Origin of the sequence: Xanthomonas sp. JAI131 (genome assembly GCF_013410075.1) — a bacterium.
In the GTDB taxonomy this organism is placed as follows: Bacteria; Pseudomonadota; Gammaproteobacteria; order Xanthomonadales; family Xanthomonadaceae; genus Xanthomonas_A; species Xanthomonas_A bonasiae.
On the sequence record NZ_JACCCN010000002.1, the window covers coordinates 501105 to 522110 of the forward strand.

A 21006-nucleotide genomic window follows, 5' to 3' on the forward strand; every position below is an offset into this window, starting at 1 on the left:
CTACGCAGTGTGCGCTCAGCGGCTACCTGGCATTGGAGTGATCCGGCGCGTCGTCGGTGTTGCCGGCCTGCTCGGCCCCCGTGCCCGGTGCAGCCGTCGCCACGGCAACGACAGCATCGGCCGGCAGGTCGATCCCTTGAAGTTGCGGGACATCGTCGACCGTCGCCACCATCTGCTTGAGCAAGGCGGCTTGCGCCGCCAAGGCTGTCTTGCTGTCCTCGCCGAAGTACGCGCCCGCCGACGGCAGTGCCAGGCCCGGTGCATGGCTGATGCGCATCTCGACACCCGCTCCAACCGGTACTGGTGCTTCAGCATCGGGCGCGGCGGGCGCAGACTCGGATGCAGCGTCGGCCGCTGTCGGCAATGCTCCGATCTCTTTGGCGTGATCGTCGAGATGGTCGCTCCGCCCGGCGGCTGCGGTTGCCTGTGCGGCGGCTTGCCCCGTTTTTTCGTCGTTTGCATTCGGCAGCATCATGGTTTCCTCGCATGGGCCTGGCAGGATGATTCACAGCGGTCGGCGTCGGCGGTTTCTAGAAATGCGCTATCGGGTCACAGGCCTGGGAGGCACCTTAAGTCCATCACAAGCACCCAGGCCAGGTGGGCCAATGTGCGACGGATGGGCGCTCTATCTGCGGCCCGCATCATGCGGCATGCTCTGCAACACACGTTGAAGCACGGTCGCTGCGGCCTGGGGCTTGCCGAGCGCAAGGCTGCACGCGGCCATGGTTCGCAATTTCGGCCGATCGGCCATCAGCCGTTCGACCTTGTAGTCAAGGCCAATGGCATCGTAGGCCAGCCATGCTGCGCCCTCTTCCATCAGGAAGCCGGCGTTATGTTCTTCTTGGCCAGGGATCGGCGAGATCAGCAGCATCGGCTTGCCCAGCGCCAGGCATTCGGACACGGTGAGGCCGCCGGGCTTGGTGACGACCAGATCGGCAGCTGCCATGAGCTTGTGCATCTCATCGGTGAAGCCCACCGCAATCATCCGGCCCGGATGGCGAAGCGCCAGCGCCGCCAGTCTGGCGTGCGTTTCGGCATTGCGGCCCGCCACGGCGATGACCTGGAAATCGCTTGCCATGCCCAGGGCACGTTCGACCATGCTCGCTAGGCCGCCAACGCCAGCGCCGCCCGACGCCATCAGCAGCGTGGAGCGCGATGGGTCCAGACCCAGGGCGGCCGCGCACGCATCGCGGTCCAGCGTCGGCGCGTCGGGCTTCGAGAATGCTGGCATCACCGGAATTCCTGTGACGTGCACACGGTCGGCCGGAATGCCGCGTGCGCGAAGCCGGAACGCGACCTCTTCGTTCGCCGCCAGGTAGCCGGTCATCTCGGGAACGAGCCACATGTTGTGCAGGTCGTAGTCGGTGATCTGCAACCAGACGGGGTAGTCGAGGCGAGCGTTTCTGCGTTCGCGCATCAGCAACTCGGCCGGCAGGAAGTGGGTGCAAATCACCGCATCGGGTTTTGCGTTTCGAATCTCGCGCAGCAGCGCGCCGGTGCTCAGTCGCTCGATGCCGCGGCGCAAGCGCTGCGACGCCGCGTGGTGCGGCGTGACGTCGCTGCGCTGATGCAGATACGACCACAGTTCGGGCGCGCGATTCACGAGCTGGATGTACCAATCCGTATAGATCCTGCGGAACGCCCCTGACACATGGGCCATGGTGTCGATATGTACAGCCGTGCACGGGGGAGCGAGAGAGAGTGCGGCGGCAGCAAGCGCCTGTGCTGCGCGCACGTGGCCATTGCCGGCGCTTACACTGAGGATCAGAACTTTGGTCATGGCTGGAGTCGGCGTGGTCGGTGTCGGGGATGAAACTGGGAAAACAGGGCGCAGATTCTGAGGCCTCCCCGGCTTTAGTTCTTAGCAATTATTGTGCAGCGGCTTTGGTTTGCAAAAGCGCGGGCATGGCGCATCTTCACCGTTACCACACCAATGAGGATCGCCAACAACGGGGCAAAGGAAATATCAATTTTTCTTCTGGCCCCACTGTTGCGCCCCGCTCCTGCCCTTAACCTCAGGTGGACTTACGGCGCCAGATACCCGCTCACGTCCTCGGCAGTGCGCTGCATGTCGATCGCCAACAGGTCCTTGAGGATCGCCGTATGGCCGGATCCCGCGATCACCAGCACGCGGTGGCCGGGTTGTGCGGCCTTCTGCACGTTGGCATACATGCGGAAGTTGCGATGCCACCAACTGGCCGCGGCGTCGGCACCGGCAAAGCTGCCACCGGCATCCACGGCATTGGTGCTGATGTAGAGATTCTTGTTTTCGCGGTCGCGCGCGGGATCGTTGGTCAGGCGCAGCAGCTCGTGCAGCGGCAACGTCGATTGCTCGCGGTCGGCGCGCGCGGAGAGATTCTTGAACGTGGCATCCATCGTCGCCTGCATGGCCGGGTCGTGCGCCTTGATGTAATCGAACATCGGATCGGAGTCCCAGCCTACTTGGCCTTCGTCGAAGCACGTCACTCCCGCAATCCCTGAGGCTTTGGCGACGCGGAAGCCGATCTGGTGGATTTCGTTATTCGGCAGGGTCGACTGACCGTCGCGGTAGCGGGCAAACGCAGCGTCGTAGTTCGCCTGCTCGGACGGCTCGCATTCCACCAGGACATCGGTGGGATGGAACGCGGCGAGCCGCGCGGCAAGGCCCGCGAGGTAGGCCTGGTTGTCTTTCGACATGACGTCGGAGACCTTGAACTTCACCATGTCCCGCCCCGGATTTTCGAAGTGGAACGAGCCAAGCATCATCACTTTCGCCGGGGCGACGGGCGCCTGGGTCGCGGCGGCGGCGAGCGCAGGCAACGTGGTCAGGCAAGCGGACAACGCGGCGACAAAAAAACGGTGGGCGTTCAAGGTGTCTGCTCCAGGACGGTAAGCCGATGGCGGCTCCGGCATTAGAGCACTCGTTCACGCGTTGGGCATAGGGGTCGCCGATCGCCGGCTTGCGCAGACAAAAAAGCCGGCACCCGATCTCGCCACTCGGCGCGGCTTCCTGTCTGCCAAGGAGGCTGTGCCATGCGTCAACCCACATCCCGTGGCGCCCCTGCCCGCCCAACGCCTGCCCGCAACCGTGCAACGCGCCAACCGAAGTCCGTTCCCCCGACCGAGCCGGCCGGATTCCTGCGTTACATCGAGCTACCATTCACCCCGATGATGTCGGTTGAAGACGCCGCGGCCGCCATCGCCGCCGAGCTGGCCCGCCCGCCACGCGCGCCCCGCCGCCCTCGCCCGCCGCAGACCTGCACCGTGGGCTGCGGTCACTCCGCCAGCGGCAAGCGCACGCCCGCGCTGCGCCCGGGCGGCCGCTGGATGGAGGAACTTGGCTTCACCATCGGCAGTACGCTGCGCGTGCAAGTACGCGACGGCGAACTGGTGGTGAGCGTGGTCACCGAAGACTGATGCGGTCATCGCCCACCCCGCACCGGAGGATCGCTGAGATGGCGTCCAACCGCTTTGTCTTCCCCTGAGATGCTAGGCGACACCGGGGAGAGCCCGCCGGGATTGGCATAGCCTGTGCGGTCCTCCGCCGTGAGCTGGAACGAGTGCCGCACCTCCAACCGACGCACTCCATCCAGCAACCTCCTGTGCCCGGGTCCGATAAGTGCATACTGACCCCGGTTCCCCTCGCCATTCAGGCCTTACACTTTTTTATGGAACCGAATCCTCACGCGCCGTCGGCCAGCTTTATCGATCTCATGATGGATGCCGTCTTTGCGGTGGATGTCGACGCCCACGTGGTCTTTGCGAGCGCTTCGTGCGAGCGTATTTTCGGGTATACGCCGAAAGAAATGATCGGCAAGAACATGTTCGACATGATGCTGCCTGAAGATCGCGAGATGACCCGCACCTCGCTGGTGGCCGTGATGGCAGGCCATCCTCAGCTGCATTTCGAGAACCGCTACCTGCACAAGGATGGGCACGTCGTGCACATCATGTGGTCAGCGCGCTGGTCGCCGGCCGATCAGCTGCGCATCGGGGTTGCGCGCGACATTACCGAACGCAAGCAATTCGAATCCTTGCAGGCTGCGCTCTATTCTATTTCCGAAGCGGCCCACACTGCCGAGGATCTTCTCAAGCTATTCCAACGCATCCATCAGATCGTCGGCACGCTGCTGCCCGCAGATAACTTCTCCGTGGCGCTCTATGACGATGAAACCGACCAGCTCAGCTTTCCCTATCATGTGGATGAGCATCTGCAAACGCCGGCGCCGTTCACCCTGGTCCCGGGGACACTCTACGCAGAGATCATTCAGACCGGCCAGGCACTGCTGCTGACACCTGAGACGATGGTGGATCGCCTGAAAGTGCTGCGGCCCTCCTTTGGCACGCATCCGTTCTCTTGGCTGGGTGTTCCGCTCAAATCGCAGGAAGGGACCATTGGCCTGCTCATGGTCAAAAGCTATCCGGGCGGTGTCTGCTACAGCGAACAGGACCAGGAGTTGCTGCAGTTCGTCTCGACGCAAATTGCCACCGCCATCCACCGCCAGCAAATGCAGGTTCGACTGCAATACATGGCGCAGTACGATCAACTGACCGCGCTTCCCAACCGTGTCTTTTTTCACGATCGCCTGAAGGTGGCGCTGTCTGCGGCACGACGAGAGCAGGGGCCGCTGTCCTTGCTTTATCTCGATCTGGATAAATTCAAGCAAGTGAACGATGCACTGGGCCACCGTATCGGCGATCTATTGCTGAAGGAGGTAGCCGTACGCCTGACGCAATGCATCCGCGAATCGGATACCGTCGCGCGCGTTGGTGGCGATGAGTTTGTGGTCCTGCTCCGGGGGACCTCTTCGGAGGGCGTGACGCGAGTGTCAGGCAAAATCCGCGACGCGTTCGATCATCCCTTTATGCTGGACGGCCACCACTTGAACATCGCGCCGAGCATCGGGATCGCGCACTATCCCGAGCACGGGGATGATGAGCATCAGCTTCTCGAACATGCCGACAAAGCGATGTATTTTGTCAAAAATGTCAAAGGGAACTGACGGGTCTCTATCCACCCTTGGGTGCCCGCATGCCAAAGCGCTCACACACGTGGCACAGCAGACCGCGATAGCCATGTCGATCTTCGTCGTCCCGGAGAATTGACCCCACGCTGGACGACATGCATCGGAATGCCTGGAAGCTCCAGGCGCCGTCGACTCCGCATGGCAACTCACATGACGATGGGAAGGATCTAACCCTGCTCGTCGCCTACCGCGCATGCCGTCAGGCACTACCACGGCAACCCATGGGGTTTGGTCGCTTAATTACCTCCGTCACCTTTGTTCCTGGCGCATCAGGCGCTCACCGAGACAAGGCCTCGCAACACCGTCTCGAGTTCCGTCGTGCCCTTCAACGATGCCTCACGGCCGGCTTCGAATTCGATCCAGCCATCGTTGAAGCCGTCCAGCATCCGGATGCGCGGCTCCGGGTTGGCCATGCCTTGTGAGCGGAAAAGCGCGTCCCAGGTCGCCCGCGGTACCGGCTGCACCACGACATCGCGCCCGAGCACCCGGCCCAAGGCGGCGGCCAGGGCCAACGGCGTGATGCGGTGCGGCCCTTCCAACTCGACCACCCGGTCTCCTTCCCACACCTCGCGCAGCATCCGAACCGCCGTCGCGGCGACGTCTGCCGTCGCCACCATGGGCACCGGCTTGTCCAGCGGCTGCAGGAAGCTCGACACGACACCAAGCGAGCGCGCACCGTCGATGTCCCACGCGGTGTTCTCCATGAACCACGCGGCGCGCAGAAAGGCGACCGGCATGGGCAGCGCTTCAAAGGCGCGTTCCATGATCTGCAATTGGGTCAGCAAACTGTCTTGCGTCGCCTGGGCACCGATGGTGGAAAGGGCCACCACACGCTGCGGCCGTACCTGCTGCAGCGCCGTGACCAGCGCTGCGACATTGGCCCGGGTTTCGGCATAGCCCGGCGTCGGATCGAACACGGGCGGCAAGAGCACGAACACGGCGTCGGCCCCGGCGAATGCGTCCGCCAACGCCGCGGCGTCGTCCATCGTGGCCAATGCCGTCTCGCAACCGAGACCGGCCCACGTCGATGCCTTGGCCGCATCCCGCAGAACGGCGCGCATGGAAACGCCTTCGGCCAGCAACGCTCTGGCGATCCGACCACCGACCTGGCCGGTCACTCCGGTAATGACAAACATGGGGTTCTCCTGATGCCACGCGGGGTGCGTAGCGTTGAACGGAAGTCTGAGTACGCGCTCCGCGAAAGGCGATAGCATGGGAGGCATCTTGTTCATGCGCGGCAGTCATCAATGGCAATGTTCGACCCGCAACTGCTCGAAGGCCTCGACGTCATGGCAGCCGTGGTCGACATGGCCAGCTTCAGCCGGGCCGGGGAAGCGCTCGACATGTCCCAATCCGGCGTCAGCCGGGCGGTGGCGCGACTCGAAAGCAGGCTGGGCATCCGCGTGTTCGAGCGCAGTACCCGGTCCGTGCGTTTGACGGACGAGGGGCGCCGTTTCTACGAGCAGGTCATGCCCCTGGTCGGCGCGCTCGAAGAGGCCACCAGCAGCGCCGCGGGAGGCACTGCCGCGGTACGCGGCCGGCTGCGCGTCAACATCGACCCATTCTTTTCCCGGCTGATCCTTGGCCCCATGCTGGGCACCTTTCTGGACAGTCATCCGGGTCTCGAGGTGGAACTGCGCAGCCGGGACGACCTTGGCGACATGGTGACCGACGGCTTCGACCTGGCGATCCGCTTTGGTTTTCCGCAACCCTCGTCGTTGGTGTCCCGCAAGTTGCTCGATACACGGGTGTTGACCGTCGCGTCGCCGTCCTATCTCCGACGCTACGGGCGGCCGACCGATCCCCGCGAACTCGAGACAGGTCACCACCGCTGCATCCTGTTTCGTGACTCGATCACTGGTCGGCCATTCCCCTGGGAATTCCACCAGCGCCGACGAAAGCTCACCGTCGCGGCCCGTGGCGCCTTGACTGTCAACGATGCCGGCACCCTCTACAGCACCTGCCTGGCTGGCCACGGCATCGCCCAGCTGTTCGAACTGGGCGCCGAGAGTTACCTCGCCGGCAACAAGCTCGTGCCCTTGTTCCCTGATTGGCAGGACGAGCGCTTTCCACTGCACGCCTACTACCCCACCAGGCACCACGTCCCGGCCAAGACGCGGGCGCTGCTGGACTTCGTGGTCGGCCTACTGCGGTGAGTTGAGGCCAGTCGACCCAGGCGAGGTGGTGACCGGCTATAGAACAAAAGGGGACGGAGGCAATTGATTCCCAGCCCTCTTCCCTTGGCCGGCCACGTGCAGGAATCACCGCCGCCGATGCCGCCGATCTTGCCCGCGCATCGCGTGCGCCCCGCCACCCACGCCCGCCGCAGCAGCGCTGTATCGGCTGTTGCCACTCCGCCAACCGCAAGCGGCCGCCCGCGCTACGCCCGGACGGTCATTGAATGAAGGAACTGTGCTTCACCATCGGCAGTACGTTGCGCGTGCAAGTGCGCGACAGCGAACTGGAGGTGAGCGTGGCCACTGCGTCATAAAGCAAGGCTAGTCAGCTATTCAACAAACGATTGCATGTACGGCTATCGCCGCTAGACAATCGGGAAAGACACTGGGACTTTGATTACGACAAGGAGCAACAGGCATTGGACTCGTACAATCACCGCACCTTCGATTGGGTGCAGTTCCCCGAGGGGCGTGCAAGGTTCTCAGGCGGCGTACGCGGCATCATGGATGAGCAGCGCCATGAAACCTTTTCCGTCGAGGTCCGTGGCGAAGAGTACTTTGGAGAAATCCGAAAAGCGTTTCTACCGAATGGCAACGACTACAACGTGGAAGTCGTTTCATTTGGCTATGGCAGCGACGGCTACGTCGGCATGCCGCCAACGGCATGCCAGACCTTCACGAAAGCGGAAACCAGCACCATCCAGACGCTGATCGTTCAATTGATCGCCGCCGGCAGACAATTTGCGTACAGACCGCATGTGCTCACGGAATATCCCCATGCCCACTTCATGGGCGAAGTCATGTTCGGTGAAAACTGGGTGCTGGCCGCGGATGACGCGTCGCGTCACGAGTGATGGCGGCTCCAACGGCTTGAGACCATAAACACACCAGTCGCCCGCAACGCCGAAAGCGAACCGATCGCGGGCACATCCCTGGTCATCGAGGCGCAAGCTCTCAGGACTCTTCACCGCCGTCTTGGGGATGACGGCGACATCCGCCATTTCTACGTCGATGCCACCATCTGCGCGTGATCGTGCTTTGGGGCCCATCTACCGGAGCACAGATCACCCAGACGCCGGCACTTATCCCCACCATGGCATCTTGGCGTTAGAGCCTGCCAGCACCGAGCCGTGACCTTCAGGCGGCCTGTACCGCCATGGATCTTCATCCCGATCGCTGATGGCGGAAGGCGCTAGAGGCTTGTAGAGTAGTGCTCGCAACCCGATCGCGAAGCGATTGCCTACCCTGGCGCCGCTGCTGGACAATCTGCCGCAGGAAGCCGGAATTTCCGATCATCTAACAGGGAGCAACCGACATGGATCTGCATGACCACCCCACCTTCGCCTGGGTACAGTTTCCCGAAGGGCGAGCACGATTTTCGGGCCTAGTCCGGGGCGTCGACGAGCTCGGTCACGAGACATTCGCTGTCGAGGTGGATGGCATTGAATTTTTTGGAGAAATCCAAACAGCCTTCCTGCCCAATAACAATGACTACAACATTGAAGTGGTGTCCTTCGGCTACGGCAGCGAAAAATCTCTCGGAATGCCGATGCTTGATGGATGTCAGATCTTCTCGCAAGCTCAAGTCAACACCATTCAGGCACTGATCGTTCAACTGATCGCTGCTGGCACTAAGTTTCCGAATAGACCATCCATATTGACGGAATACCCAACCGCCCACTTCATGGGCCAGGTTATCTTCAGGGATGGCTGGATTCTAGTCACGGATGATGTGGTCGCGTCATGAGCGATGACTACACCAGGCAAATCGAACAAATCAGAAAAGCGGCCTCGCTGGAAGAAATCCAGGCCGTCGCACGTCAGTACCCTGCCAAAGCGATAGGCGAAGGAGGAATTCTCTATAGCCGACAGGTCGGCGAGGTACCGTCTGAGGCGATCGCATTGGAGCTGTCGAGCAAGACTGGCTTACCCGTCATTAACAATACGCCACGGGCGCAATTTCTCGCAGATTCTGAAGTCACAAGCGAAATTCGCAGAGCGGCGGAACGTGTCTTCGTAGGACAGGGGCAAGACCTCGCCCAAGCCCGAGAATCGGCCACGAAGTTTCTTTTTGGCGATCCAAAGGCCGTCGCTAAAAGCGCCACCTCGCTTGAAGGCTGTTTATGGGGCGAAGCCTCCAACGAATTCGCAGGCTCGCTGCGCGGCGACATCAAGGTAGTCGCCACCAATGCCAACATCGAACGTGTCTTCGGCAAGGTGGAACTGCCCGTCGTGTTGGAGAACCCCAACGTCAGAACCCTGGGCGGGCAGCCGGTAAGCGAACTGAAAGCGCTCTACGCCCAAGGTGGCGCCGATGCCGTGTTGCCCAAGGTGCAGGCGCAGTTCATCGAGGCAGTGCCCAAGGGCATTTTTGTGTCGCCTGACAATGTGGGACCGAAGGTCACCAAGGTCTCGCTCTCGCAGGAGGCCGCCGCCACCCTCGGCGCAGATGCCGCCAAATTCCCGCCCGCCGCCGAACTGGCAAACGCGGGCCTGCCCCGTGCGCCCACCGGATTCGGCGCACCTGCGGCGTCGCTGGGAGAGGCGGCCATCACCGGTGAAGCGGTGGCGGCATCCAAAGGCCTGCGTCCCGGCATGCTGGCGAAAGGTGGGACCGTGATCGCGGTGGCCGCGCTGGCATACGACTTCTCCACCACCGGCCATCAAGTGGTGAAACTGGAAGCGCAGGGCAACACGACAGGTGCCGAGTCGGCCAAGACCCATTTCATCGGCCGCAACGTCGGCGGCATCGGTGGCGGCATCGCCGTCGGCTTCCTGGCCGGCGCCGGATATGGCCTGGCGGGCGGCTCGCCGAGCGGCCCGGGCGCCCTCGTCACTTCGGCGATCGGCGGCGTGGCCGGTGGCGTTGGCGGTGCCTTCCTCGGCGAGAAATGGGCGCAGCAGAAGGATATCGACAGCGTCTTCACCCAGAAGGACCGGGACGGCAACGAATGGAGCCGCGATCCCAACGATCCGAAAGGTACCTGGTCACGGGTGGCGGAGACGCAGCAGATCAAGGCCACGACCACGGCATCGCCGGAAAACGAAAGCGCCACCTACAGCAAGGTCAGATATGTGGCCGGCGACGTGCTGGCCAACCAACTGAACTACAAGTCCGCCAACGCGTCCTACGAATTGGGACTGGCGAATCTGTCGCAGCCGCAGAATCCCTACTCCATCCCATCTGGCAAGGGCGAAGCTCCCAGCCTGGACGGGGAAGGCCACTGGACCCGCGATCCGCAGACCCACATCTGGTCGCGGACGGTCGTCGACCAATACATCGAGCACGGCATGAAGGTCACCCATGCCGAAACCGCCACCCCGCAACGCGCGGCCGAACTGGAGCAGGCCTCGAAATTGATCATCGCCCAGAACGCGGCCAACACGCCGGCTGCGATCGCCGGCCGCTACCAGGTGGCCTACAACCAGTTCGGCTGGCACCAGCACGGCGACATGCCGGCCGCCGTGAAGCACGCCAGCGCGCAGACGGACGCCCTGCAGGCGTCCGATGGCCACACCTACACCCGTGGCGCCAATGGCGAATGGACGACGCCGGGCATGATCTACGGCACCAACCAGGCCCAGGGCAACGTCCGCGACGAATTGAACGAAGTGCATCGCAGCCAGCAGGCCGGGTTGCAGGAATACGCCGCCATGGCCGCCGAAGCGCACGCCAATCCGACGCTGCCGAAAGCCACGACGATGCGCGGCATGGTGGCCAGCGCCTATGCCGGCGCCGGTATCGCGCGAACCGAAGCGGAGCTCGACGCCGCCATGGCCGCCGTCTCCCGCACTCACGCCCACGACGGCCTGGATGCCGGCAAGCCGTATTCCCTGATGCTGCAGCCCGATCCCAAGACCGGTCGCCCGGGGCCGGACAGCGCGATCGTGACGATGATGGACGATGGCCGCGACGGCTTCCTGTCCGACAGCAAGATGGTGCCCAAAGCGATCACCACCGCGGAAGACATCAAGCAAGCAGAAACGCCTGCACTGGAAGGCAAAGGCCCGGCGATCCAAAGCGGGACCAAACCAGCGGAGCCCGTGCCACATGCCTCCTTGCCGGCGCAAGGCTCGCCGATGGCAACCGCTATCGAGCACACCGACAAGCAGGCATCGCCGCTCGGGCAACTGTCCCCGAACGATCAGGCGCTCTTCGCGAAGCTCAGGGATGGCACGCCGGCACATATCGCGGACGACCATGTCGCCCACGCCATGCTGCTGAGCAAAAAGGAAGGCATGACCGACGCCAGCAAGATCGATGGCGTGCGCCTGGCGGGGGACACGTTATGGGTGACGGGGACCACGCCGGGGTTCAGGGCTTCGGTCAACACCAACGAACCCGTCCCCTCGCTGCAGGAAACTTCCCAGCAATCGCTGGCGTTCAACAAGCACCAGGAACAGCAGCTTGCGCAGGAAGCGACGCAGCGCAATCAAGACGTCCCCGGTCGTGGAGGACCGGTGGTGTAATGACCCTACCGGCGCTGAGCGACAGCGCTGACCTATCCAGCAGCCGAGCGAACGTACATGCCCATCACCCTCACTGCCGAAAGCGAGTTGCTCGTCGGTACCGCCCTGGTTGTCGAGGCGCAAGCGCCCGAGGAGCCGTTCGTCGCCGTCTTCGAGGACGACGGCGACACCGGCTATTTCTATGCGGTCGACCCGTCGGCGGATGACAACCCGATCCAGAATGCGCTGCACATCTACAACGCTGCCGACGTCGCCGACCGGGAGACGCCTTCCGAAGTGAAGATCGGCTGGTCCCAGGACAGCAAGAAGGTGGTACTGCTGATCAACGGCTATCCGCATGCGATCTTCGATTTCGAAGCCAAGCGCGGCTATTGCCGGACCGGGTTCCCGCCGGCGCCGGAGGACAGCCCGTGGGGATTGCATGGGCATGCGTGGAGCGATGCCGCGGTGGAGTTGTTTGCGTAACGCGCCCCCAGAGCCAGTCAACTAGACACCAAACCACTGGCCCGTTGCTCAGACCTGGCAACAGCCTGGATGCATCGCCCCCCGTCACGTCCCACTTGCCCCATGCAGGTCCCGCTTGCCACATAGGCGCGCCCGCGCCTAGCGCCGTGGCTACACTTGCCGACATGAACGCGCCATCTCATCCATCGCTGGCAGGCGTCGACGCCGCCAGCGGCGCGATGCTCACCCGGAATGCCTTGATCGTGTTGTGGACCGGATTCTGTCTGCTGATGATCGGCGTTGCCCTGCAGGAAGGTCTGCGCAATCCGCTCACCCGCTGGTGGGAGCCGGTACTGTGGGAAGGAAGTTCCGCGCTGGTCGCGACCGGATGGCTCTGGCTTGCGTTCCGGGTGCGTGGACGCCACGCGCCTTCTCTGGACAAGCCCCTGACCTGGTTCGGCCGCTACCTGCGCTGGTTGCCGGTGGTTGCGGTCACGTTCGTCGTGTCGGTGTACGCGATCCGGCATGGGGTCTATGCCGCGCTGGGCCTCACCTACGCGCATCCGAGCTGGCGCTATCTGTTCGTATACGAAACCGCCAAGCTGACGGTCTTCGTGGGACTGTGGCTGGGGATCCTGTTTGGACTCGAGTCGCATGGCCAGTGGCAACTGCAAAGGACGCGCCTGCTGCAAACGCAGAAGGCGCTGGCCGAGGCGCAGCTGGCGCACCTTCAGGGTCAGCTGCGGCCGCACTTCCTGTTCAACGCACTCAATACCGTCTCTTCGGTGATGCATATGGACGTGGCGCGGGCCGACCGTCTGTTGGCGGCGCTCGGCGACCTGCTGCGCACCAGCCTTGGGACAGTCGAGAACGCGATGACGCCGCTCGCTGCGGAGCTGCGCACGCTCGAGCTATACGCGGACATCATGCGCGAGCGGTTCCGGGATCGGGTGACCCTGACGTGGCGGGTCGATGCCGCACTGCTCGATGCCAGCGTTCCTGCACTCCTCCTGCAACCCTTGCTGGAGAATGCGTTCAAACACGCCGTCGAGCCCACGTTGTCGTGCGTGGACATCACGATCAGTGCGCGGCATGAAGGCGGCTCGCTGGAAATCGAAGTGCGCAATTCTGGATCCATGCTGCCGGCGCTGGAGATGCATGACGGGTTGGGATTGCGCAACTGCCGGGAGCGGCTAGGCATCATCTATGGCGATGCTGCGTCCCTGGTCGTCCGCAACGAAGGTGGCGGTGTCGCCGCGCGCGTCTCGATCCCGCTGGCGGAGGCCACGCGATGATCCGCGCCGTGATCGCCGACGACGAAGCGCCCGCGCGCGAGAAGCTCGAACGCTGGCTGGCGGAGCAACCGGGCATCGCCGTGGTCGGGTCGGCCGGGGACGGATTGTCGGCAGCGCACTGCATCAGGCAACTCCGGCCGCACGTGGCGTTTCTGGATGTGCGTATGCCGACGCTGTCGGGACTGCAGGTCGCGGCGCAGCTCGACCCCTCGAGCGCGCCGCTGATCGTGTTCGTGACCGCCTTCGATGCGCATGCCGTAAAGGCGTTCGACCTCAACGCGATCGACTACCTGCTCAAGCCCTACGACCGGGATCGGCTCGCGCGCACCGTGCAACGCGTGCGCGAGCGGCTGGACGCGCACGAGTCCGGTGCGGCGGCGGTCGCGATCGGGCGGGCACGCGCCCCGGAGTGCGAGCGCCTGCTCGTGCCCGATGGCGAACGGCTGCACCTGATCGAAACCGCATCGATCGAGTGGCTGGAAGCCGACGACAACTACGTGCATGTGCATACCGCTGCGCGCACCTACCTGATGCGCAGGACCCTGCAGGATCTGCTGGCGCAGCTGGGCGAACAGCGCTTCGTCCGCATCCATCGGTCGGCCGCGACGAACGTCGCCTGCATCGGATCGCTCACGCCGCTGTTCAAGGGCGACTACGAACTCCATCTCCGCAACGGCCGCACCCTGCGGCTCAGCCGGCGGTATCGCGAAGCCTTGTTCGCGCGCATGGGCTGGTAGCGTCCGCTTTGCCACGGCCGGCCTCCGCCCGCCACAAATCCGCTGCTGGCCAGCTGCCGATCGCTCAGGCTTCCCGATATCGCGGATACGGGAGACCCAACCGATGCTTGCCACCACACAACCGCAGGAACGCTACGACTTCCTGGACTGGTTACGCGTCATCGCCATCTTCGTGCTGTTCTTCTTCCATACGGGGATGATCTTCGTCGGCTGGGGCTGGCATGTCGTCAACAGCCAGACCATTCCCTCTCTCGAGTGGCCGATGGATATCGCCCATCGTTTGCGCATGCCGCTGCTGTTCGTCATTGCCGGGGCCGGCATGTGGTTCGCGCTGCAGCGGCGCAGTACCGGGCTGTTCCTGCGAGAACGGACGCAAAAACTGCTGCTGCCCCTGATCGTGGGCATGTTCCTGGTCGTCCCGCCGCAGATCTACTACGAGCGGCTGCTGCATGGACAATGGACTGGCGGCTATCTGGATTTCTACCTGACGCGCGTTCTGCAATTCCATTTCTATCCGGCCGGCGATTTCAGCTGGCACCACCTGTGGTTCATTCTTTACCTGTACGTGTACGTGGTGTTGCTGCTCCCCGCAATGCTGTGGTGGAAGCGAACCGCAAAACACATTGCGCCGGGAAAATGGCTTTTCCTGCTGGGGATCCCGCTGGGCATCAACGAAGCCCTGCTGAAACTGCGGTTCCCGGAGACGCACAATCTCGTCAGCGATTGGTACATCTTCAACCATTACTTGCTGCTGACGGCGTACGGATACTTCATGGCCTCCATGCCCGGCGTCTGGAAGTGGCTATCCGATTTCCGCCGATGGTCGCTCGTCATGGGACTGGCGGCGTTCTTCCTGCTGATCTCGCTGTTCACCACGGGGATCATCCTGCACGACTCCCTGATCGACAGGGTCGGCTCCAACCTCTTCACCTGGCTATGGCTCATGGTGTTCCTCGGCTACGGCTACCGCTATCTCTCCCGCACGAATCGCGTCCTTGCCTGGGCGAAGGACGCCAGCTATCCGTTCTACATCATGCATCAGACGATCATTGTCGCGATCGGCTATTACGTCATCCAATGCGCGTGGGGCCCGTGGATGAAATACTTCGCCATCCTGCTTCTCAGCATGGGCGCGTGCCTAGTGCTTTACGAGGGGTTCCTGCGGAGGTTTGCCGTATTGCGCCTTGCCTTCGGGATGAGGGAGAAGCCTGCGCGCTCGGGTCATATTGCGAAATGACGCACCCTACTCGGGGATTTTTCTTATCCGGTGCCCTCCTGGGCGGTGCGAGGGTGCCGAAGAATAGGGTAACCATGCTTGCGCAGGGCGGTTGCCATCCGTGTTCCTGGGGCATCCTGTCGCGACTGAAGCCGCTCCTACAGGGGTACTGTGAATTCGGCGATGCGCTAGCCACTGCACGGAAGCAACGGCAGGCACGGCACCGGTCGCAGTCCGTCCTCGCCGTGCCAGGCCAGCGTGCGCAGCGGTGCGTTGGCGTGCAGGTAGGCCTTGGCGCACAGCGCGTCGAGGTCGTGGATGCGCAGCAGGTTGCGGCGGCGGCTGACCAGGCCGTTGCGCTTCCATTGCTGCAGCTGGGCATTGAGCTTGGAGCGGCTGACGTTGAGCATCGCCGCCAGGATGCTCTGGTTGGGCGGCAGCACGATCGCGCAGTTGCCGCCGCGCTGCCACTCCTGCACCTCCAGCTGGCGCAGCACGTAGCGCGCCAGGCGCACTTCCAGCCGGTGCAGGCACATGCTTTCCAGGCTGTCCAGGGCCTGTCGCAGGCGCACGCGCAGCAGCGCTTCGATGCGCTGCCGCAGCAACGGCGATTCCATCAGGGGCGCGAAGTGCCGGCGCGACAGCTTGAGCACGGTGCTGGCGCCGAATGCGATCGCGGTGAAGCTGCGCCCGTGCGGCTCAAGCAGCGCGGCTTCGTCCACCAGGCCGCCCGGCTCGATGGTGCCGACGATCAGTTCCTGTCCGTCCGCGCCATACAGCACCTTGTACAGGCGCCCGCGCACCACCACGCCGACGAAGCTGCTCGGGTCGTGCTTGAAGAACAGCACGCTGCCCGGCACCAGGTCGCATTCGCTGGCATGTGCGAGCAGGTGGTCGAGCAACGCGGCAGGCAGGTCGTGGAACAGCACCGAACGCTCCAGCAGTGTCCGATGGCCGGCATGGGCCGCGGGCGTTTGCAGGTCGTTGCCGACATGGGCCGCAGCGACGATGTCTGCGGCCTCCAGGGTGGCCACTGCAGGAAAGTCCATACTCCCCCTTCTCAGGCGCCGCATTGCGCAACGCCTGGCGTCGAACGCATCCTGCCGCGGCGGGCAGCCAAGGCGCGCACCGGTCGAGGGCAGGGCGTGGTGGAAGGCGGCGCGGTACGCGCCGCGGCGGCATCGCCGCTCCGATCCGCACGCCTGCGGACCGAAGTGGACGAGACCGGCAAAGGAACGGCGCGACCGCGTCGTGGCGCCGTCCTGGACGCGCCGGCGTCAGGGGTTGTTCAAGCCCGCGACGCCGCCGCCCTTGAACGCCTGCAGCACGGTCATCAGGCTGGTGAGGTTGTCGGACACGCCGGTCTGCGCGATCTTCTCCGACGCCCCCGCCGCGGCGGTGGTGTCCAGGCTGTAGATCTGCATCACGCCCTGGTTGTTGGCCGCCTGCGCCAGCGTGTTCTGCTGCTGCTGGGAAGCGACCGCGTTCTCGTACAGGATGCCGCTGGAATGGGCCAGGCTCTGGTAGATCGAGCCCATGGCGAAGGCCGGCGCCTCGCCGATGACCTTGACGTTGGACTGGGTGACGGCATCGGTGATCTGGTTGTTGACTGCGGTGGGATAAGCCATGAAACGCTCCTCGATAGGAAAGGAATAGCAGACTCGCGCCCCGCGCTACCGTCGCCGCGCTATGGCGACGGCAAGCGGGCCGACGCTTACTTGAACGCGTTGAGCACGGTCAGCAGGCTGGTGAGGTTGTCGGAGACACCGGTCTGCGCGACCTTCTCGGTGGCGCCGGCGGCGGCGGTGGTATCCAGGCTGTAGATCTGCATCACGCCCTGGTTGGCCGCGGCCTGCGCCAGCGTGTTCTGCTGCTGCTGCGCCGAGACGGCGTTCTCGAACAGGATGCCGGTCGAGTGCGCCATGCTCTGGTAGATCGACGCCATCGCAAAGGCCGGCGCTTCGCCGATGACCTTGACGTTGGACTGGGTGACCGCATCGGTGATCTGGTCGTTGACGGCGGTTGGAAATGCCATGTGTTCGCTCCTGGGTTGGCGTACGGCCCACGCCGTACGATCACTGAAAACGGCGCAGTGCACGGACTGTGAAACCAGGCGCCGCACTTGTCTCGCTGTTCCACCGGGTTTGGCGCAGGCCGGCAGGGTCGCCGGCAAACACGTGCGCACCGCCGTGCCGGATCGGCGACGGCGACGGCGACGACGGCGCAAGCGAACTGCATGGCCTGCGGTACCGCCGCCCTTGCCGCTGCATCGCCTGTCTCGCGACGGCGGGTATCGCCACGTTCGCTTGGCGTCATGGCAGCGGCTGCCTACTACAGGCGCATGCGATGGCCCACAGACGGCTACCGAGGGATCGCATTCGGCAGCCCATGCAATGCCGACCTGTGCGTCATCGATCGGTCCCATCGCCGTATCGCCACTGCTGCGGCAGATATGTGCGCAGGCGCATCCGGCACGAATTGCGCAGCACGTACCGCAGCATTGCCGCCGCCGCATCACCGCACTGCCACACCGCCACACCGCAGATACGCAAACACGCACGGCCGCGCACATCCGCCGACGAAGCGGACATGCACGGCCATGCGCGTTCGGATGGATCAGCCCGAAGCGGGCGTTGCCGGGGTACTTTCGCCCGCCTCCGCCGACGGCGGCGCATCGACCAATCCGACCGCGCGCGCCGCGTCCACCACCGTCTGCATCTGTTGCGCCAGGTTGCCGAACTCGCGATCGAAGCAGGCCTGCACTTCCTTGCGTACCAGGTTGCCCAGGCGATCGGCGATCTGCGCCACCAGCAGCTGGTTGCCGCTGGTCTCGCCGCTCTGCAGCGGGCGCAGCCGGCCCGGACGCAACGCGTCCAGCGACGGCGCGGCGGCGACCGCATCGAGCACCGCATGGCCGCTGGCGCCGTCGGCCAGCTCGACGCCGCGCGCGGCGTCCTGCATGCCGTGCATCATCTGCGCGATCAAGCCGTCCACGCGCTGGCGCTCCGCGTCGATCAGCGATTTCGACATCTCCCGCGCCTTGGCCGACGGCTTGCTCTGCGCGGCATTGGCCGACTGCGCGAAGGCCTGCAACTGCACGCGTTCGACCGGGCTCAGCTCGCGCCCCAGCCAGCGCTGGGCGAAGCCGTACAACGGATCGAGTTCGGATTCTGGGGTGTCCTGCATGATGGCTCCCGATGGCGGGTGTCTCGCGCGGTGCGCGCGCTCAGCTGCTGGCCGACTTGCGCCCGCGCATCAGGTCGGCGTACTTGGCGATGCTCTGGTCGATCTTGTCGATGGCGAAACTGGCCGACTCCGCTTCCAGCGCGCCGGCCGCGGCCGCCACCGCCGCTGCCGCACCGACCAGCACATCGGTCGCCAGCACGCCCAGCGCATCCTCGGCGGCCTGCTCGAGCTTGTTCTCGGCCAGGTTCTCGGTCATCTGCTTGATCAGCACGCCCTGGCTGGCCAGCGCCATCTTGCTGACGCCGTCGAAATAGACCGCCGCCGACTGCGCGACCAGACCGGCCGCCTGGCTGATCAGCATGTCCGAACCGATCACGATCTGCGATGGCGCATACGCCATCGTTTCGGCATTGGTGAGCCGCACCGCCTGCACGATCTTGCTGTTGAGCGCGTCGCTGGCCGGTGTCGCTGCAGCCGCCTGGTCCAGCATGCGCGCGTTGAGGGTCCTCAGCATGGATGGCGGTGGCGGTGGCGGTGGCGGTGGCGGAGGAGGCGGAGGCGGTGGCGAGGTCGGTGTCGCCGGCGGCGGCGACGCGCCATCGCCATCGCTGGCCGGGGCAACCGCAGCGCTGCCGGCACTGGCCGCCGCGGCGTCGGTGGCGGTCGACGCGGGCGCCGCATCGGGACTGCCTGCATCGGCGCCGCCAGCGCTTCCCGTCGGCGAAGCCGTCGGTACACTGGCAGGCACCGCCTCAGCGGCAGCGGCAACGGTGGGCGCGGGCGCGGATGCGGGGGCCGATGGCGCCGCGCCGTCCGCTGTCGGCACGGGCCCGTCTGCCGCCGCAGCGCTCGCCGCCGGTGCGTCGGGTACCGTCGCAGCACCCGGCGCCGGCGATGCTACCGCGGGCGCCGGCGCTGCGGCGGCCGCTGGCGGCGGGTTGGTCTTGCTGTTGAAAGGCCACATGCCACTCTCCTGAAGGATGGAACGACGCCGCGGCAGCGCCCGGCGCTATGCGGGCCGCGTCACTTCTCGCCGATCGCCATGATCAGCGCCACCGCCTTGGACACCACCGCGGTGGAGATCTGGTTGAGCGCCTGTTGGCTGTACACCGCGTTCTGCAACGCCAGCCCGGTGGAGTGGCTGGAGACCTGGTACAGCGAGGCGATCGCCTGGGCGGGCGCCTCGGCCACCACCTTGACGTTGGTCTGGGTGACCGCATCGGTGATCTGCGAATTGACGAGCGTGTTGTCTGCCATGAACCTGTTCCTTCGTAAGTCGCCTGCCGGGAGGCGCTGCGGTCGTCACGGACGGAGCCGTGGGTCAGCCGCAGTGCCCGCGATGCCGCAGCCCGCGCCGGCCCGGCGTTGAATGAAAACGCCGCCGTGGGCGGTTTGTGAAACCCTGGCCGCGCGTGCTCACTCCGCCACCAGCGCGAGGCGCAGGCGCTTGCGCAGCAACTCCACGCGCTTGCGCACCAGCGGCTGGTTGATGCTGAGCAGATTGGCGATCACCGGATACGGCAATTCCTCGACGAAGCGGTAGCCGAACAGGCGCCGCTGTTCGCGGGTCAGCGCCGCCACCGCGGCGACCACACGCTCCATCTGATCGCTCAACTCGGCGCGCTGCAGCGCGGTCATGCCCTGGTCGGCCACGGTGTCCACGTCGTGCGCCTCGTGTTGCCGGTCCAGCGGCTCGCCGCCGCGGCGACGCCTGACCGTGTCCAGAAACACGTGGCGCAACACCACGAATAGGAATCCCTGCGGATCGGTCATCGCCTCCGGCGAGCGGCGCATGAACAGCAGCGCCTTCACCGCGGTATCCGACAGCAGGTCTTCCGCAGCATCCAGGCGACCGTTGGCCAGCCGCAACGCACGCCGGCGCAGATCCGGCAGAGCGTTGCGCCATGCCCGCGTGAACATCTCGTCGGCCCTGGCGAAACGGCCGGCATCCCCTTCCTCTTTCCCCGTTGCCACATCCATCGCACACACTCCCGAAGTCCCTTGTGCAACGAGTCTCTGCGGGGCTTGCAGGCAATAGCTGTTCCCTGGGTGACAACGCCACGCCGCATTGGCGGCCGGCCGCGCCACATGCGGCACGCCACCTTGCTTTGTCTACGAATGCATACGCGCGTGCGCCGCAGCGACCAAGTTTCCTGTCGCGCGCGTACGCAAAAAAAGGGCCTGCTGCGCATGCAGTCAGGCCCGGATCGGAATGTGTCGGCGTGGATCAGCGGGGCTGCAGCAGCTTGACCAGGGCCTCGCGCACTTCGGGGTTGCTCAATGCACGCAGCAACTGGTCCAGGTTGGGCTGATAGGGCTGCTCCGGCGCCGGCGCCGGCGCCGGCGACTGCGACTGCGGCGGCGTAGTCGCTGCGGCGTCCACCGGCGGCGTGTCTGCCGCCACGGTTGGCGGTTGCGCTAGTTGCTCTTGCCACAGGTACTCGGTGATCTCGTCCATCGCGATGTCCCCTTGCC

General features: G+C 64.7%; 22 protein-coding genes. 10 read left to right on the forward strand and 12 right to left on the reverse strand.

All coding sequences use genetic code 11. The features are described 5' to 3' along the window. Positions 1 to 22 precede the first annotated feature (22 nt). The 3 genes from HDC36_RS08945 to HDC36_RS08955 all read right to left on the reverse strand — a co-directional run bounded on the left by HDC36_RS08945 (position 23) and on the right by HDC36_RS08955 (position 2850). The gene (locus HDC36_RS08945) at positions 23 to 475 is read right to left on the reverse strand and encodes a hypothetical protein (RefSeq protein ID WP_179566425.1); all 453 of its coding nucleotides are present in this window, start codon (positions 473 to 475) and stop codon (positions 23 to 25) included. Between the two features lie 150 nt (positions 476 to 625). Further along, positions 626 to 1780 (reverse strand): glycosyltransferase, encoded by a 1155-nt coding sequence (locus HDC36_RS08950; protein WP_179566427.1) that lies wholly within the window; start codon positions 1778 to 1780, stop codon positions 626 to 628. A 245-nt stretch (positions 1781 to 2025) separates the two neighbouring features. Beyond that, positions 2026 to 2850 (reverse strand): DUF5694 domain-containing protein, encoded by an 825-nt coding sequence (locus HDC36_RS08955; RefSeq protein ID WP_179566429.1) that lies wholly within the window; start codon positions 2848 to 2850, stop codon positions 2026 to 2028. A 297-nt stretch (positions 2851 to 3147) separates the two neighbouring features. On the opposite strand from HDC36_RS08955, the gene HDC36_RS08960 reads away from it, so the two are divergent. Then, positions 3148 to 3396: a SymE family type I addiction module toxin gene (locus HDC36_RS08960; protein WP_179566431.1), complete on the forward strand. Its 249-nt coding sequence runs from the start codon at positions 3148 to 3150 to the stop codon at positions 3394 to 3396. Between the two features lie 251 nt (positions 3397 to 3647). Next, positions 3648 to 4982, forward strand: coding sequence for a GGDEF domain-containing protein (locus HDC36_RS08965; protein WP_179566438.1), 1335 nt, complete (start codon positions 3648 to 3650; stop codon positions 4980 to 4982). A gap of 293 nt (positions 4983 to 5275) precedes the next feature. Here HDC36_RS08965 and HDC36_RS08970 read toward each other — a convergent pair whose 3' ends face one another. Beyond that, positions 5276 to 6142 carry an NAD(P)H-binding protein gene (locus HDC36_RS08970; RefSeq protein ID WP_179566440.1) on the reverse strand — a complete coding sequence of 289 codons (867 nt, stop codon included), beginning with the start codon at positions 6140 to 6142 and terminating at the stop codon, positions 5276 to 5278. A 111-nt stretch (positions 6143 to 6253) separates the two neighbouring features. Between HDC36_RS08970 and HDC36_RS08975 the strand changes: the two genes are divergently transcribed. From HDC36_RS08975 to HDC36_RS09015, 8 genes are all read left to right on the forward strand, one after another. Further along, complete coding sequence (locus HDC36_RS08975; RefSeq protein WP_179566442.1) at positions 6254 to 7162, forward strand: LysR family transcriptional regulator; 909 nt, start codon at positions 6254 to 6256, stop codon at positions 7160 to 7162. Positions 7163 to 7602: 440 nt separating this feature from the next. Further along, positions 7603 to 8037, forward strand: coding sequence for a hypothetical protein (locus HDC36_RS08985; protein ID WP_179566444.1), 435 nt, complete (start codon positions 7603 to 7605; stop codon positions 8035 to 8037). Positions 8038 to 8498: 461 nt separating this feature from the next. After that, entirely contained in the window at positions 8499 to 8930 is a 432-nt protein-coding gene (locus HDC36_RS08990; protein ID WP_179566446.1) for a hypothetical protein, read from the forward strand. Then, the gene (locus HDC36_RS08995; protein WP_179566448.1) at positions 8927 to 11653 is read left to right on the forward strand and encodes a hypothetical protein; all 2727 of its coding nucleotides are present in this window, start codon (positions 8927 to 8929) and stop codon (positions 11651 to 11653) included. Before HDC36_RS08990 ends, HDC36_RS08995 begins: the two co-directional genes overlap by 4 nt. A 57-nt stretch (positions 11654 to 11710) precedes the next feature. After that, the gene (locus tag HDC36_RS09000) at positions 11711 to 12118 is read left to right on the forward strand and encodes a DUF2251 domain-containing protein (RefSeq protein WP_179566450.1); all 408 of its coding nucleotides are present in this window, start codon (positions 11711 to 11713) and stop codon (positions 12116 to 12118) included. 164 nt (positions 12119 to 12282) lie between these two features. After that, entirely contained in the window at positions 12283 to 13392 is a 1110-nt protein-coding gene (locus HDC36_RS09005; RefSeq protein ID WP_179566452.1) for a histidine kinase, read from the forward strand. Next, the gene (locus HDC36_RS09010) at positions 13389 to 14129 is read left to right on the forward strand and encodes a LytTR family DNA-binding domain-containing protein (protein WP_179566454.1); all 741 of its coding nucleotides are present in this window, start codon (positions 13389 to 13391) and stop codon (positions 14127 to 14129) included. Before HDC36_RS09005 ends, HDC36_RS09010 begins: the two co-directional genes overlap by 4 nt. 103 nt (positions 14130 to 14232) lie before the next feature. Beyond that, positions 14233 to 15366, forward strand: a complete 1134-nt coding sequence (locus tag HDC36_RS09015; RefSeq protein WP_179566456.1) for an acyltransferase family protein — start codon at positions 14233 to 14235, stop codon at positions 15364 to 15366. Positions 15367 to 15533: 167 nt separating this feature from the next. On the opposite strand, the gene HDC36_RS09020 is transcribed toward HDC36_RS09015, so the two are convergent. From HDC36_RS09020 to HDC36_RS09055, 8 genes are all read right to left on the reverse strand, one after another. Further along, entirely contained in the window at positions 15534 to 16394 is an 861-nt protein-coding gene (locus HDC36_RS09020; RefSeq protein WP_179566458.1) for a Crp/Fnr family transcriptional regulator, read from the reverse strand. A gap of 228 nt (positions 16395 to 16622) precedes the next feature. Then, complete coding sequence (locus HDC36_RS09025) at positions 16623 to 16973, reverse strand: RebB family R body protein (RefSeq protein ID WP_179566460.1); 351 nt, start codon at positions 16971 to 16973, stop codon at positions 16623 to 16625. A gap of 86 nt (positions 16974 to 17059) precedes the next feature. Then, positions 17060 to 17380 (reverse strand): RebB family R body protein, encoded by a 321-nt coding sequence (locus HDC36_RS09030; protein ID WP_145702141.1) that lies wholly within the window; start codon positions 17378 to 17380, stop codon positions 17060 to 17062. Between the two features lie 581 nt (positions 17381 to 17961). Beyond that, a complete protein-coding gene (locus HDC36_RS09035; protein WP_179566462.1) occupies positions 17962 to 18531 on the reverse strand; it encodes a hypothetical protein in 570 nt (189 codons plus the stop codon). 40 nt (positions 18532 to 18571) lie between these two features. After that, positions 18572 to 19045 carry a hypothetical protein gene (locus HDC36_RS09040; RefSeq protein WP_218848125.1) on the reverse strand — a complete coding sequence of 158 codons (474 nt, stop codon included), beginning with the start codon at positions 19043 to 19045 and terminating at the stop codon, positions 18572 to 18574. Positions 19046 to 19554: 509 nt separating this feature from the next. Beyond that, positions 19555 to 19788, reverse strand: coding sequence for a RebB family R body protein (locus tag HDC36_RS09045; protein ID WP_145702145.1), 234 nt, complete (start codon positions 19786 to 19788; stop codon positions 19555 to 19557). A 159-nt stretch (positions 19789 to 19947) separates the two neighbouring features. Continuing rightward, complete coding sequence (locus tag HDC36_RS09050; RefSeq protein WP_179566464.1) at positions 19948 to 20511, reverse strand: sigma-70 family RNA polymerase sigma factor; 564 nt, start codon at positions 20509 to 20511, stop codon at positions 19948 to 19950. Positions 20512 to 20758: 247 nt separating this feature from the next. Continuing rightward, positions 20759 to 20989, reverse strand: coding sequence for a hypothetical protein (locus HDC36_RS09055; RefSeq protein ID WP_179566466.1), 231 nt, complete (start codon positions 20987 to 20989; stop codon positions 20759 to 20761). Positions 20990 to 21006: the final 17 nt, after the last annotated feature.